Source organism: Paraburkholderia sp. BL23I1N1 (assembly GCF_003610295.1).
In the GTDB taxonomy this organism is placed as follows: domain Bacteria; phylum Pseudomonadota; class Gammaproteobacteria; order Burkholderiales; family Burkholderiaceae; genus Paraburkholderia.
In genome coordinates this window covers 3,474,214-3,487,394 of record NZ_RAPV01000001.1, presented here as the reverse complement: position 1 = coordinate 3,487,394, position 13,181 = coordinate 3,474,214, and the positions used below count along the sequence as shown (strand labels likewise).

Genomic DNA, 13,181 nt, shown 5'->3' with positions numbered 1-13,181 from the left:
CGGCGGGTATTGAAGAACGCCGGTGCTTGGGGCGGCGTGCCCAAGCGATCAGCGCTAAAACACGAGTAGCGACGGCAAACGGCGCTTTTTACAGCGCTTCTTACAGTATTCCCAGACACTCCGATCACAACAACGTGAGCGGGTACTTACTTGCCGAAAAGGGCAAACGTACGCTGCCGCGCTTCGTCGGGATCGACGATTGGTGCAGGACAATCCTTGCCCAATATCCCGCCGCATTCCTCTCGATTCCCGTTCCGCACCCGGCAGCCACGGCGCCCGCATCAGATGCGCTCGCATTGCTTGAGCGCATGGTATAGCGGGGCGTTGTCCATGCTGTACAGGTCATGGCGAACCCAGGCCAGGCCGATATCGAAGGCGTCGACGAGGCGCTGAACGCGTTTAATCGGAATTCCACATTGCATGCCGAGCCCGTAAAACGGCGCAGCGCCCATCCCCGTTTTGCAGGGCATGGGCGCTGTTTCAGGTGCCGCGATTCTGCCGCGCGGCGTCAACTATTCATCCGCGAGCCGTTCAGGCCACCGCTTACGCGATTTGCAGGCGCACTGCGACGTTGTTGCGCGTGGCGTTCGAGTACGGGCAGACCTGATGCGCTGCGTCGACCAGTTCCTTGGCTGCGTCGGCAGCGAGGCCCGGCAACGAGACGCGCAGATCGATGTCGAGCGCGAAGCCACCGTTGTCGTTCGGGCCGATACCCACTTCTGCCGTCACTTGCGTGTCAGCCGGCAAAGTTTGCTTGTGCTGGCTGGCGACGAATTTCATCGCGCTCAGAAAACATGCCGAGTAGCCGGCTGCAAACAGCTGTTCCGGGTTTGTGCCCGCTGCGCCGTTGCCGCCCAGTTCACGCGGTGCCGCCAGCTTCACGTCCAACGCATTGTCCGACGATACTGCACGGCCGTCACGGCCACCGGTGCTGGTTGCGCTTGCTTTGTAGAGGATGTTCATGGTGATGCTCCATTGTCTCGGTTATCAGGGATTGCATGCTTGCCGTTGCTTGCCCACCTTTCCGGCGGAGCCGCATCGAAGCGGCATGTGATAAAGATAGTACACAAATCATTTGTGTGCAAATGAATTTTTGTATCGTATCGATAGTGCGCTTTTCAGGCAGACCGGCTAGTGGTCCATGTAATCGTTGAGCGTGGTGCGCAGGCGCGTCAGATCGTTGCGCAGACGGAGCAGGAATTCAGGCGTCTGCTGGGTCGCGCAGAAGATTTCTGCCGGCACTTCGCGAGCCTGGCGCTTCAGGGCGGTGCCCGCTTTGGTGAGCCGGATATAGACGAGCCGCTCATCTTCGACACCGCGTACCCGTTCCAGGTATCCCTGCGCTTCGAGACGTTTGAGCAGCGGCGTGACCGTTGCCGAGTCGAGATTCAGCCGCGCGGCGAGGTCTTTGACCGCGACGTCGTCGGCTTCCCAGAGCACCAGCATCGCCAGATATTGCGGATAGGTGAGGCCGAGCTTGTCGAGCAACGGTTTGTACGCTTTCGTCATCGCAAGCGAGGTCGAATAGAGCGCGAAGCAGAGTTGTTCGTCGAGCGTGAAGGGCAAGGCGGGGCGCTGGGTCATGGTGCATCTCGCATAAAAAGAGCGTGCAAATCGATTGCGCGCAAACTATTGTGCCGCAAATCGAGGCAAGTTGACGAGTGCGGTTGGGATTTGGCGAAGCAACTGGCGGCGTGGCGCCCTAAGACAAAGCTACGGCAGAACTACGGCCGGGCGCCAGAAGAGCGCCCGTGCCTGCACAGGGTTCAGGCCGCCGGGGTGGTCGGCAGGTCCGGCGCTTCGGGCGTTTGCACGCCGAAGCAGCCGCGATAGGTCGCGTAGAACGAGCAATACAGCATGGTCGTGACGATCATCGTGGCAGGCATCAGAATCGCGAACGCGAAGTCGGCCGCGCCCAGCGCCTGCATCAGCGCGGTGAGGCCGAACGAGACCGTTGTCGCCACCGCGAACCACAATGCGCCGAACACGATGAACGCGCCACGATTGCGCCAGCAACTGACCACGCTGAAGAACATTGCCTTGACGGGCGGCACGTCGTGCCACGCGGTAAGAACCGGCGAGAACCAGAAAATCATCGCGACCGGAATGTAGAGCGCGAGCGCGGTGATCACCGCCAGCGGAATATTGCTGTTGGCGATCGCGTCCTGATCCACCGTGGTCACGCCGAGCATGACCTTCAACAGCATGCCGCCGTCGGCGAGCGCCGAGCCGGCCAGCACCAGCGCCATCGCGACGACGTACAGCACGCCCATCAGCAGCAGACGTTTGGCGACCGCCGGGCCGTACGAGTGAAAGCCGTCCACCAGAATGGTCGGGAACACCGGCTTGCCCGCGATGGTATTGCGGCATGCGGCCATGAAGCCGACCGCAACGCCTGGAATGAAGACCAGCGGCAGTACGCCGCCGACGACCGGAATCTGCGCCGCCAGCGTCATGACCAGCAGATAGGTAAAGAACAGCGTCAGAAACGCGAGCGGGTTCTTGCGGAACAGCCAGATACCCTGCCGGAACCAGATATAGCCGGTTTTCGCGGGGACTTCGATCAGTTGCATGAGGTATGAATGCCTGGAAGTGCAACGCCGGTCAGGCGTTCGCGCAGGATGCGCTCGAAATGGCCGGGGTCGTGCGGTTTGAGCAGTTCGGCCGCGCGCGGCAAATGAAAATCATACAGGCGCGAGACCCAGAAGCGGTAGGCGCCCGCACGCAGCATGTCGCCCCAATGGCGGTTTTCTTCAGCGGTGAACGGGCGCACGGTTTGGTAGGCGCGCAGCATGGCTTTGGTGCGCGCGTCATCCAGCTTGCCGGTGGCGAGGTCGACGCACCAGTCGTTGACCGTTACCGCGACGTCGAACAGCCACTTGTCGCAGCCGGCGAAATAGAAGTCGAAGAAGCCGCCCAGCCGCACCTCGTGGCCGGTTTCCGGCGCGGCACGCGCGAACAGCACGTTGTCGCGGAACAGGTCGGCGTGGCAGGGGCCCTCGGGCAACGCGGCGTAATCCGCCGACGCGAAGAACGCCTCCTGATGCGCCAATTCGGACGACAGCAGGTCGCGCTGCGCGCCGGCGAGGAACGGCAGGATGGTCGGCACGGTCTCTTGCCACCATGGCAGGCTGCGCAGATTCGGCTGATATCGCGGGTAGTCGCGTCCCGCCAGATGCATGCGCGCGAGCATTTGGCCGACTTCGACACAGTGTTCGACTTTCGGCGTCAGCTCCGGCCCGCCTTCGAGCTTGGTCACGATGGCTGCGGGCTTGCCGTGCAGCGTGCCGAACAGCGCGCCGTCTTCGCGTAGCATGGGATCCGGCACCGGCACGCGGTGTGCGACTAAATGCTGCATCAGATCGAGATAGAACGGCAATTGCTCGGCCGTCAGCTTTTCGAAAATCGTGAGGACGTATTCGCCGCGCGTCGTCGTCAGAAAGAAGTTGCTGTTCTCAATACCGGACGGGATGCCGCGAAACTCGACGACTTCGCCGAGATCGTAGTGACGCATCCATTCTGCTAGTTGGGGTTCGGTGACAGCGGTGAAGACAGCCATGCGGGAAACGTCGGATCAGGTTAGTCGGGCTGGCGCGATGCGACCAGTGCGAGATGTGGGGTGCTGGAAATCGGCAAGCAGGCTGAAAACCCGCGGGCGACGCCCGCGGGCCGCACAGAACCAGGGGAGCGGCTGACGCCGCGCCGCCACCCCAGCATGCATCAATAAGTCAGGTTCACCGACGGCAAACGCGTGCTTGCGCGGCCGTTGTCGCGCACGGTGGGCGACGTGTCGAGCGGCGCGCTCATCTGATAGCGCGTGCCGAGATTCGAGCGCACGTTGATTTCAACGGGCTTGCCTTTGTCGCGGTATTCGGTGATTTCGGTCCCGTTGGGGCTGCGTTCGTGAAAGCTTGGCGTGCGCGGGACGTTGATTTCGACCTTCGAGCTGACCTCGGCGGCCGGACGATTGATCTTCTCCAGGTCAGGCAGGCCGGCCCGTTCGTTGGCGGACTGGGGCACGCCGGGGGGCGGAGTGTCATCGACAGGCTGGGCAGCCATCGCGGCGTTGCCAAAGGCGAGGGCCAGTGCAACGGCGACGGGAAGGAGCGGCTTCATGGTGATTCTCCAAAATGGTGCCCCGATTCTAGCAAATCCAGCCTTGCCTACGGGCGCGATGGCCTTATTTTGCGCCGCTTTCGCGCCACGTGCGCGCAATCTTGCGGCCGCTGTCGAGGCGGTTGTGGTAGGCGCCGCGAGGTCATTTGGCGATCCCGGGTTCCGTGGTAATGTCATCTCATCAATAGGGGCGAACGAAGATGAACTACGATACCAATCAACGCGCGGTGCAGATTCCCGCCAACAGCTTCCCAACCGAATCCTTTGACGACGCGACCGAGGCCGTCACGCGTTTGTCGGCGATCTACGAAGCGAACACCTCGTTCCTGCGCGACGCCTTCGCGCGCTACCGCCGCAACGAACTGTTCGAGCGACGGGTACGCGCCTGCTATCCGTTCGTCAGAGTGCGCACCGAAGTCAACACGCATATCGACTCGCGCCGCTCGTACGGTTTCGTTGCGGGCCCCGGCGTGTTCGAGACAACTGTCACGCGGCCCGATCTGTTCGGCAACTATTATCGTGAACAACTGCGCCTGCTGGCGAAGAACCATCACGTGAAGATCGAAGTCGGGGTGTCTGAACAGCCGATTCCGATTCACTTTGCCTTTGCCGAAGGCATCCATCTTGAAGGCGATCTCGATCGCGAACGCCTGTTCCTGATGCGCGACGTGTTCGACACGCCGGACCTGGCGCTGCTCGATGACCGCATCGTCAACGGCACGTATGAGCCGCCGCCGGGCGAGCCGCATCCGCTTGCGCTGTTCACGGCGGCGCGGGTGGATTTCTCACTGCATCGGCTGAAGCATTACACGGCCACCTCGCCCACGCATTGCCAGAACTACGTGCTGTACACGAACTACCAGTTCTATATCGACGAGTTCGTCAAACTCGGCCGCACGATGATGGCCCATACCGACGACGAAGAACTGCGCGCCTATCGCAGCGAATATACGTCGTTCGTCGAACCGGGCGACGTGATCACGTACAACGAAAATCTCGGCGAGCAGGCGCAGGAAGGCACGGCGCCGCCGCGTCTGCCGCAGATGCCCGCGTATCACCTGAAGCGCGCCGACGGCAGCGGCATCACGATGGTCAACATCGGTGTCGGGCCCTCGAACGCGAAGACGATCACGGACCACATCGCCGTGCTGCGTCCGCATGCGTGGATCATGCTTGGCCACTGCGCGGGTCTGCGTAACACGCAGCGTTTGGGCGATTACGTGCTGGCGCACGGCTATGTGCGCGAGGATCACGTGCTCGACGACGACTTGCCGCTGTGGGTGCCGATTCCTGCACTTGCCGAAGTGCAGGTGGCGTTGGAGCGTGCGGTTGCTCAGGTCACGCAACTGGATGGTGTCGAGTTGAAGCGGGTGATGCGCACGGGCACGGTGGCGAGCGTGGATAACCGTAACTGGGAGTTGCGCGATCATCGCGAACCGGTGCAGCGGCTGTCGCAAAGCCGTGCGGTCGCACTCGATATGGAAAGCGCGACGATCGCCGCCAATGGGTTCCGCTTCCGCGTGCCTTACGGCACGTTGTTATGCGTGTCGGACAAGCCCTTGCATGGCGAATTGAAACTGCCCGGTATGGCGGATCAGTTCTATCGCGCGCAAGTCGATCAGCATTTGCAGATCGGTGTGAAGGCGATGGAGTTGTTGCGCATGAACGGTTTGCATCGTTTGCATAGCCGCAAGTTGCGCAGCTTCGCGGAAGTGGCGTTTCAGTAAGCGCTTTTCGATAAGGCGAGGGCGAGCGTCTGCTTCGCTCGCCCCGCCACCTCAAGACTCAAAACTGCCCAAACCCCGTCAGCCCAATCAAGCTCCCCGCCGCCAGCAGCCACAGCGGATGAATGCGCGTTTTCAACGCCAGCACAGCGGTAAAAACGGTGATCGCCCATGCAATCGACGTCGGGTTCGACGCTTCGGCGATCAGGGCCGCACTTGCCGCAACAATGCCCGCCGTCACCGACACCAGCCCCATTTGCGCGTAACGCCGCCACGGACGGTCCTTGAATCGATCCCACGCATGCAGCGCAAGAATCGTTACGAGCGAAGACGGTCCGAACTTCGCCACCGAAGTCACCAGCATCCCCGCCCAACCCGCCACGTGCCAGCCGACCAGCGTCACGATCATCAGATTCGGCCCAGGCGCCGCCTGCGCGAGCGCGAACAGCGCGCTGAATTCGCTGGCCGGCATCCAGTGATGCACATCCACCACCTGACGCTGCATCTCCGGAAGAATCGTGTTGCCGCCACCGAACGCGAGCAGCGAAAGCTGGCTGAAAATGATCGCAAGGGAAGCGAGTGTGTCGTTCATCGTGCGGCCCTCGACGCGATGTAGATGCTGAGCGGCGTGAGCACCAGCATCGTAGGCAGAAGCGGCAGGCGCATGATGGCGATCGCGATGAAACCGAGCGCCGCGATGAGCGCGGCCATGGGTTTGTCGCGTAACGGCAGCAGGATCTTCACGGCCATCGAGATCAGCAGGCCGGACGCCGCCGCCGCGAGACCGGCAAACAGATGGCGAACATGCGGGTCGTTTTGCGTGTGCTCATACAGCACGCCAAGGCCGATTACTATCATCGACGGCCCCGCGATCAATCCGAGCAAACCCGCCAGCGCACCCGGCACGCCGCGAAAGCGCATCCCGATCGCCACAGAAAGATTGATCACATTGCCGCCTGGCAGGAATTGGCAAAGGCCGAGCAGGTCGGTGAATTCCGCGCCGGTCAGCCAGCGCCGCTGTTCGACCACGGCGCGGCGCGCCAGCGGCAGTGCGCCGCCGAACGAGATCAGCCCGAGCCCGAGAAAGCCGCCAAAAATTTCCCGCAATGTGGGCGTGGGCGCCAAGGCGGCCCCGGCCGAGGTGAGATCGTGATCCATATCGCCAAGCTTCCCGTTCAAGCCCAGAAGGTTAGCGCCGAATACGTAGTGAGCAAAACGATTTTTGAGCACGCCTTTGTGATCTAGAATCACAAGCATGGCTCGTCAACTACCTCCTTTTCCTGCGCTGCGCGCCTTCGAAGCTGCGGCACGGCACGAAAGCTTCACTGCCGCGGCGAACGAATTGCATGTGACGCACGGTGCAATCAGCCGGCAAGTCGCGGCGTTTGAAATGTGGCTTGGCGTGCAGGTGTTCCATCGCCGCGGCAAGCGCGTGCGTTTGACCGACGACGGGCGCCGCTATCTGGCTACCGTGCAGGCCGCATTCGACAGCATCGCGCTTGCCACGGACCAATTGCGCGACACCGGCGTCGTTCATGTACTGCGGGTGAATGCATTGCCGACCTTCGCGATGAAATGGCTGCTGCCGCGGCTCCATCAGTTCCAGCGCAAGGTGCCGAATGCGGAGCTGCGCTTATCGACTTCTAACGCACCGGTCGAAACGCTGGATAGCTTCGACGTCGCGGTGCGGCGCGGTCCCGCGCATTGGCCTAATTGCGTGAGCGGTCATTTCCTGGGTGAGAGCGAGACTCCAGTGTGCAGTCCCGCGCTCCTGCAACGCTCGCCGATCAACACAGCCGACGATCTGGCGAAGCATGTGCTGCTGCATTCGGACACGCGTCCCGATGCGTGGGGCAACTGGTTATCCGCCGCGGGCGTAACGGCGAAATGCCGGAAGAAGCAGTCGTTCGATCACTTCTATCTGGCCTTGCAAGCCGCGGTGGATGGACTCGGCGTGGCGCTCGGCCCGTTGCCTTTGCTGGCGGATGAGCTGGCATCGGGACGGCTCGTCGTGCCATTGGCCGGACCGCGTATTGATGCACGCGGCTATTGGTGGGTGGCGAGGCGGGAGGTCGCGCAGGCGCCGCTAGTGGCGCAGTTCTGCGAATGGCTGCAAGCGCAGGGTGATCAGACCGATGTAGCGGAAGCGAGCGACCTGGGGGCCGCCCGCCAGAACTCGCGCGCGTTGTTCAATGCACATTCAACAACGCATACTTAATTCGCACACCGGGCGCGAAGGTTCAGCATTACAGATAGAACATCCGGTCTTCATCCGATTTGACCGGATGCGGTTCGGCTTCTTCGCGGTCTTCATAGAACTTCAACACCGCTTCGAGTACCTGGTCCGGATCGTCGATCACCTGCATCAAGTCCATATCCGTCGGATTGATCAGGCCCATTGGCGTCAGCGAGTTCTTGAACCACGCAAGCAGGCCTTCCCAGAACTCGCCGCCCACCAGAATGATCGGCACGTGGCGCGACTTCTTGGTTTGAATCAGCGTGAGGACTTCAGCGAGTTCGTCTAGCGTGCCGAAGCCGCCCGGCATCACGATCACCGCGTCTGAGTTCTTCACGAACGTGACTTTGCGCGTGAAGAAATGGCGGAAACGCAGCGAGATGTCCTGCCACTGATTGCCCGATTGCTCGTGCGGCAGTTCGATGTTCAGGCCGACCGACGGGGCCTTCCCCGCATGGGCGCCCTTGTTGGCTGCTTCCATGATGCCGGGGCCGCCGCCCGAGATGACCGCGAAGCCCGCGTCCGAGAGCTTGCGCGCGATTTGCGTGGCAAGTTTGTAATACGGCGAGTTCGGTTTCAGGCGCGCTGAACCATAGATGCTGACAGCCGGACGAATCTCCGAGAGGTACTCGGTCGCCTCGATAAACTCTGCCATAATCGTGAACATCTGCCACGATGCGCGGGCCTTCTTAGCCGTTGCGCGCTCTTGATCTGCGAGTGATCGCAGACTCGGAATCACTTTTCTCTTAGTCATAATGCCTGAAGAACGAAGCCTAGAAGGTAAGACCCTGCTATTGGTCGACGGTTCGAGTTATCTGTACCGGGCCTACCATGCGATGCCTGATCTGCGCGGACCCGAAGGTGGTCCGACGGGTGCGCTCTATGGAATGATCAACATGCTGCGGCGCATGCGCAAGGAAGTCACAGCAGAGTATAGCGCGTGCGTGTTCGACGCCAAGGGCAAAACATTCCGTGACGACTGGTATGCCGACTATAAGGCGAACCGCCCGTCGATGCCGGACGACCTCTCGCGTCAGATCGAGCCGATTCACGTCGCCGTGCGCGCGCTCGGCTGGCCACTCCTGATGATCGAAGGCGTCGAAGCCGACGACGTGATCGGCACGCTCAGCACCGAGGCGGAAAAACGCGGCATGAATGTGATCGTGTCGACTGGGGACAAGGATCTGGCGCAGCTCGTGTCGGATCATGTCACCCTCATCAATACGATGACTAATGAGAAGCTCGACCGCGAAGGCGTGATCGCCAAATTCGGCGTGCCGCCGGAGCGCATCATCGACTACCTGTCGCTGATCGGCGATACCGTCGACAACGTGCCAGGCGTCGACAAATGCGGGCCGAAAACGGCGATCAAATGGCTGACGCAGTACGAGACACTCGATGGCATCGTCGCACATGCGGACGAAATCAAAGGTGCGGTAGGAGACAATCTGCGACGTGCGCTCGATTTTCTGCCGATGGCGAAGAAACTCGTCACCGTCGAGCGTCAGTGCGATCTGACCGGCCATATCGTGTCGATCGAAGAAAGCCTGGAAAGCCGGCCGGAATCGCGCGAAGAACTACGCGACGTCTTCACGCGCAACGGCTTCAAGACCTGGCTGCGTGAGGTGGAAGTCGCAGAAGCCGTGGAAGGTCCCGAGACCGATGTGCCGCCGGCGCTCACTGTGGATCACGAACGTCACTACGACACGGTGCAAACCTGGGAGCAGTTCGACTCCTGGCTTGAGAAAATCAATGCCGCCGGGTTGACGGCGTTCGATACCGAAACCACCTCGCTCGATCCGATGACCGCGCAAATCGTGGGGTTGTCGTTCTCGGTCGAACCTGGCTATGCCGCTTATGTGCCGGTTGCGCATCGTGGTCCGGACGCGCCCGTGCAACTGCCGCGCGACGAAGTGCTGGCGAAGCTGAAGCCGTGGCTGGAAAGCGCCGAGCACAAGAAGGTCGGCCAGCACATGAAGTACGACGAACAGGTGCTGGCGAACTACGGCATCGAAATGCGCGGCGTCGAACACGACACGCTACTGGAATCGTACGTGCTCGAATCACACCGCACGCACGACATGGACAGCCTCGCGCTGCGCCATCTCGGCATCAAGACGATCAAGTACGAAGAGGTCGCGGGTAAAGGTGCGTCGCAAATCGGCTTCGACGAAGTCGCGCTGGAAACGGCCGCCGAATACGCGGCTGAAGACGCCGACATCACCTTGCGTTTGCATCAGGCCTTGTATCCGCAAGTGGCCGCGGAGAAAACACTCGACTACGTGTATCGCGACATCGAAGTGCCGACCTCGCGCGTCTTGCGCAAGATGGAGCGTACCGGCGTGCTGATCGACGCCGAGAAGCTGCGCGCGCAAAGCACTGAAATCGCCGCGCGTCTGATTCAACTGGAGAGCGAAGCGTACGTGCTGGCCGGCGGCGAATTCAATCTGGGTTCGCCGAAGCAGATCGGTCAGATCTTCTTTGAGAAGCTCGAATTGCCGGTGATCAAGAAGACCCCGAGCGGCGCGCCGTCCACCGATGAAGAAGTGCTGCAAAAGCTTGCCGAAGACTACCCGCTGCCGAAGATCCTGCTCGAACATCGCGGCTTGTCGAAACTGAAATCGACCTACACGGACAAGCTGCCGCGCATGGTCAACGCCACCACCGGCCGTGTCCATACGAACTATGCGCAGGCCGTGGCGGTCACGGGCCGGCTGGCGTCGAACGATCCGAACCTGCAGAACATCCCCGTGCGCACCGGCGAAGGCCGCCGCATTCGCGAGGCGTTTATCGCGCCTCCGGGCCACAGGCTCGTCTCCGCCGACTACTCGCAGATCGAGTTGCGCATCATGGCGCACATTTCCGGCGACGAATCGCTGCTGCGTGCCTTCTCGCAAGGGGAAGACATTCACTGCGCCACGGCGGCGGAAATTTTCAGCGTGACGCCGCTCGAAGTGTCGAACGATCAACGGCGTGTGGCGAAGGTCATCAACTTCGGCCTGATCTACGGCATGAGCGCGTTCGGCCTGGCCGCCAATCTCGGCATTACGCGCGATGCGGCCAAGCTGTATATCGATCGCTACTTCGCGCGTTATCCGGGCGTCGCGCGTTATATGGACGAAACGCGTCTGAGCGCGAAGGCCAAGGGCTACGTGGAAACAGCGTTCGGCCGCCGCCTGTGGCTGCCGGAGATCAACGGCGGCAACGGTCCGCGCCGTCAGGCAGCGGAGCGCGCGGCAATCAACGCGCCCATGCAAGGCACGGCCGCCGATCTGATCAAGCTGTCGATGATCGCGGTGCAGAAGTGGATCGAAGAGTCGAAGGTCGGTACGCGCATGATCATGCAGGTGCACGACGAACTGATTCTCGAAGTGCCGGACGCGGAATTGTCCGATGTACGCAAGCGCTTGCCGGAACTGATGTGCGGTGTCGCCGCGCTCAAAGTGCCACTGGTCGCTGAAGTGGGCGCCGGTTTGAACTGGGAAGAAGCGCATTGACGTGAATGTGACGGCGCGCTTGAAAGACGATAACGTCGTGCGCATGTCACATATGCGTTTTGATAGCTTGTGACAACCCGTGCCGCTCGCGGACAATCGCCAGAACAGACGGCGCGCGCTTCATGTTTCAAGCGCGGCTTCATGCGCGCCGTCGAGACGCACAACCCATCGGCAAATACGGAGAGTTCAATGCATCGATTTATCGTCGTTGGCGGGGGCGCGGGGGGATTGGAGCTGGCGACGCGCTTAGGCGACCGCTATGCACGCAATAAAAACAAAAGCGGTATACGCGCGCAAGTCACGCTCGTCGACCGTAATCCAACCCATATCTGGAAGCCGCTGCTGCATGAAGTGGCAGCCGGCAGCATGGACCCGTTCACCCAGGAACTCGAATATGCGGCACAAGCGCGCTGGCATGGTTTCGAGTTTCAGCAGGGTGAGCTGACCGGTCTGGACCGTGCGAACAAACGTCTGACGCTCGGCACGGTGCTCGACGACGATGGCGCAGAACTGCTGCCCGAACGCCAACTCGAATACGACACGCTGATCGTCGCGATCGGCAGCACCACGGCGTTCTTCGGCGTGAAGGGCGCGCCCGAGTTTTCTCTCGCACTCGATACGGTCAGCCAGGCCGAGCGTTTCCGCAAACGCCTGATCGCGGCCTGTATGCGGGCCGAGCATCAGGTGCATGAACCTGTCGAATCGAACCCGGGCACGACGCCTTCCTCCGAGCCGCGCATCCAGGTGGCGATCGTCGGCGGCGGTGCGACGGGCGTCGAACTCTCAGCTGAGTTGCGCAATACGGCTCAGGTGTTGTCCGCGTACGGCCTGCATAAGCTCGATCCGCGGCACGACGTCGGCATCGTGCTGATCGAGGCAGGCCCGCGCATTTTGCCGGCCTTGCAGGAGCGTGTGTCGACGGCCACCGCGGAATTGCTCACCAAGCTCGGCGTGAAGCTGATGATCGGCGAGACCGTGGCGGAGGTCGCGCCCGGCATGATCCGCACGGCCAGCGGCAAAACCGTGCGTGCCGATCTGACGGTGTGGGCGGCGGGCATCAAGGCGCCCGCCATCCTGAGTGAGCTCGACGGCCTGCCGGTCAACCGTCTGGGGCAACTCATCGTGCGCCGCACGCTGCAAACCGAGGTCGACGACAACATCTTCGCGCTCGGCGATTGTGCGGCCTGCCCATGGCCGGGCAACGAGCGCAACGTGCCGCCGCGCGCGCAAGCGGCGCACCAGCAGGCGAGCTTCCTGATGAAGGCGCTTGCGGCCCGGCTGGAGAACAAGCCGCTGCCCGAATTTACCTACCGCGATTTTGGCTCGCTGGTGTCGCTCGGGCACTTCAGCGCGGTCGGCAATCTGATGGGCGGTGTGATCGGCGGCAATATGCTGATCGAAGGGCTGTTCGCGCGCTTCATGTACATGTCGCTGTACCGGCTGCATATCGCGGCGCTGCACGGCTACGCGCGGATGGTGCTCGATACCTTCGCGCACTGGTTGCGGCGCACTACGCTGCCGCGGGTCAAGCTGCACTAACGTCCTGGCCGCGCTTGAGAAGGTTGGTTGCTTCTGCAACAGGATGCGGGTGAAGCGTATCCTGTTGCA

The 13,181-nt window shown here is 61.7% G+C and carries 13 protein-coding genes; 4 read left to right on the top strand and 9 right to left on the bottom strand.

Annotated elements, in window-relative coordinates:
- Positions 1-281 precede the first annotated feature (281 nt).
- The 6 genes from B0G76_RS16250 to B0G76_RS16225 form a co-directional block, all read right to left on the bottom strand.
- Positions 282-470, bottom strand: coding sequence for a hypothetical protein (locus B0G76_RS16250; RefSeq protein WP_120293516.1), 189 nt, complete (start codon positions 468-470; stop codon positions 282-284).
- A gap of 73 nt (positions 471-543) precedes the next feature.
- A complete protein-coding gene (locus B0G76_RS16245) occupies positions 544-963 on the bottom strand; it encodes an organic hydroperoxide resistance protein (RefSeq protein WP_120293515.1) in 420 nt (139 codons plus the stop codon).
- A gap of 168 nt (positions 964-1,131) precedes the next feature.
- Positions 1,132-1,584 carry a MarR family winged helix-turn-helix transcriptional regulator gene (locus B0G76_RS16240; RefSeq protein WP_120293514.1) on the bottom strand — a complete coding sequence of 151 codons (453 nt, stop codon included), beginning with the start codon at positions 1,582-1,584 and terminating at the stop codon, positions 1,132-1,134.
- 182 nt (positions 1,585-1,766) lie between these two features.
- Positions 1,767-2,573 carry a BPSS1780 family membrane protein gene (locus B0G76_RS16235; RefSeq protein WP_120293513.1) on the bottom strand — a complete coding sequence of 269 codons (807 nt, stop codon included), beginning with the start codon at positions 2,571-2,573 and terminating at the stop codon, positions 1,767-1,769.
- The gene (locus tag B0G76_RS16230) at positions 2,564-3,559 is read right to left on the bottom strand and encodes a homoserine kinase (RefSeq protein ID WP_120293512.1); all 996 of its coding nucleotides are present in this window, start codon (positions 3,557-3,559) and stop codon (positions 2,564-2,566) included. The genes B0G76_RS16235 and B0G76_RS16230 overlap by 10 nt, the downstream gene beginning before the upstream one ends.
- Positions 3,560-3,720: 161 nt before the next feature.
- Positions 3,721-4,116 (bottom strand): hypothetical protein, encoded by a 396-nt coding sequence (locus B0G76_RS16225; RefSeq protein ID WP_120293511.1) that lies wholly within the window; start codon positions 4,114-4,116, stop codon positions 3,721-3,723.
- A 200-nt stretch (positions 4,117-4,316) separates the two neighbouring features.
- On the opposite strand from B0G76_RS16225, the gene B0G76_RS16220 reads away from it, so the two are divergent.
- Positions 4,317-5,843 (top strand): AMP nucleosidase, encoded by a 1,527-nt coding sequence (locus tag B0G76_RS16220; protein WP_120293510.1) that lies wholly within the window; start codon positions 4,317-4,319, stop codon positions 5,841-5,843.
- Between the two features lie 58 nt (positions 5,844-5,901).
- On the opposite strand, the gene B0G76_RS16215 is transcribed toward B0G76_RS16220, so the two are convergent.
- Complete coding sequence (locus B0G76_RS16215; protein WP_120293509.1) at positions 5,902-6,432, bottom strand: chromate transporter; 531 nt, start codon at positions 6,430-6,432, stop codon at positions 5,902-5,904.
- Positions 6,429-6,998: a chromate transporter gene (locus B0G76_RS16210; RefSeq protein ID WP_120296436.1), complete on the bottom strand. Its 570-nt coding sequence runs from the start codon at positions 6,996-6,998 to the stop codon at positions 6,429-6,431. Before B0G76_RS16210 ends, B0G76_RS16215 begins: the two co-directional genes overlap by 4 nt.
- Positions 6,999-7,095: 97 nt before the next feature.
- On the opposite strand from B0G76_RS16210, the gene B0G76_RS16205 reads away from it, so the two are divergent.
- Entirely contained in the window at positions 7,096-8,058 is a 963-nt protein-coding gene (locus tag B0G76_RS16205; RefSeq protein WP_259460600.1) for a transcriptional regulator GcvA, read from the top strand.
- Between the two features lie 28 nt (positions 8,059-8,086).
- Here B0G76_RS16205 and B0G76_RS16200 read toward each other — a convergent pair whose 3' ends face one another.
- On the bottom strand, positions 8,087-8,830 hold the full coding sequence (locus tag B0G76_RS16200) for a TIGR00730 family Rossman fold protein (RefSeq protein WP_063498463.1): 744 nt from the start codon (positions 8,828-8,830) through the stop codon (positions 8,087-8,089).
- Position 8,831: 1 nt separating this feature from the next.
- Here B0G76_RS16200 and polA point away from each other — a divergent pair, with 1 nt between their 5' ends.
- Together polA and B0G76_RS16190 are read left to right on the top strand one after the other, a co-directional pair.
- Positions 8,832-11,573 carry a DNA polymerase I gene (gene polA / locus B0G76_RS16195; RefSeq protein ID WP_120293508.1) on the top strand — a complete coding sequence of 914 codons (2,742 nt, stop codon included), beginning with the start codon at positions 8,832-8,834 and terminating at the stop codon, positions 11,571-11,573.
- A gap of 189 nt (positions 11,574-11,762) precedes the next feature.
- Positions 11,763-13,112 carry an NAD(P)/FAD-dependent oxidoreductase gene (locus B0G76_RS16190; RefSeq protein ID WP_120296434.1) on the top strand — a complete coding sequence of 450 codons (1,350 nt, stop codon included), beginning with the start codon at positions 11,763-11,765 and terminating at the stop codon, positions 13,110-13,112.
- Positions 13,113-13,181: the final 69 nt, after the last annotated feature.

What these genes read in the sequence shown, in the direction of transcription:
- B0G76_RS16250 (WP_120293516.1), bottom strand. Translation starts at nt 470, where the DNA reads ATGCCCTGCAAAACGGGGATGGGCGCTGCGCCGTTTTACGGGCTCGGC.
- B0G76_RS16245 (WP_120293515.1), bottom strand. Translation starts at nt 963, where the DNA reads ATGAACATCCTCTACAAAGCAAGCGCAACCAGCACCGGTGGCCGTGAC.
- B0G76_RS16240 (WP_120293514.1), bottom strand. Translation starts at nt 1,584, where the DNA reads ATGACCCAGCGCCCCGCCTTGCCCTTCACGCTCGACGAACAACTCTGC.
- B0G76_RS16235 (WP_120293513.1), bottom strand. Translation starts at nt 2,573, where the DNA reads ATGCAACTGATCGAAGTCCCCGCGAAAACCGGCTATATCTGGTTCCGG.
- B0G76_RS16230 (WP_120293512.1), bottom strand. Translation starts at nt 3,559, where the DNA reads ATGGCTGTCTTCACCGCTGTCACCGAACCCCAACTAGCAGAATGGATG.
- B0G76_RS16225 (WP_120293511.1), bottom strand. Translation starts at nt 4,116, where the DNA reads ATGAAGCCGCTCCTTCCCGTCGCCGTTGCACTGGCCCTCGCCTTTGGC.
- B0G76_RS16220 (WP_120293510.1), top strand. Translation starts at nt 4,317, where the DNA reads ATGAACTACGATACCAATCAACGCGCGGTGCAGATTCCCGCCAACAGC.
- B0G76_RS16215 (WP_120293509.1), bottom strand. Translation starts at nt 6,432, where the DNA reads ATGAACGACACACTCGCTTCCCTTGCGATCATTTTCAGCCAGCTTTCG.
- B0G76_RS16210 (WP_120296436.1), bottom strand. Translation starts at nt 6,998, where the DNA reads ATGGATCACGATCTCACCTCGGCCGGGGCCGCCTTGGCGCCCACGCCC.
- B0G76_RS16205 (WP_259460600.1), top strand. Translation starts at nt 7,096, where the DNA reads ATGGCTCGTCAACTACCTCCTTTTCCTGCGCTGCGCGCCTTCGAAGCT.
- B0G76_RS16200 (WP_063498463.1), bottom strand. Translation starts at nt 8,830, where the DNA reads ATGACTAAGAGAAAAGTGATTCCGAGTCTGCGATCACTCGCAGATCAA.
- polA (WP_120293508.1), top strand. Translation starts at nt 8,832, where the DNA reads ATGCCTGAAGAACGAAGCCTAGAAGGTAAGACCCTGCTATTGGTCGAC.
- B0G76_RS16190 (WP_120296434.1), top strand. Translation starts at nt 11,763, where the DNA reads ATGCATCGATTTATCGTCGTTGGCGGGGGCGCGGGGGGATTGGAGCTG.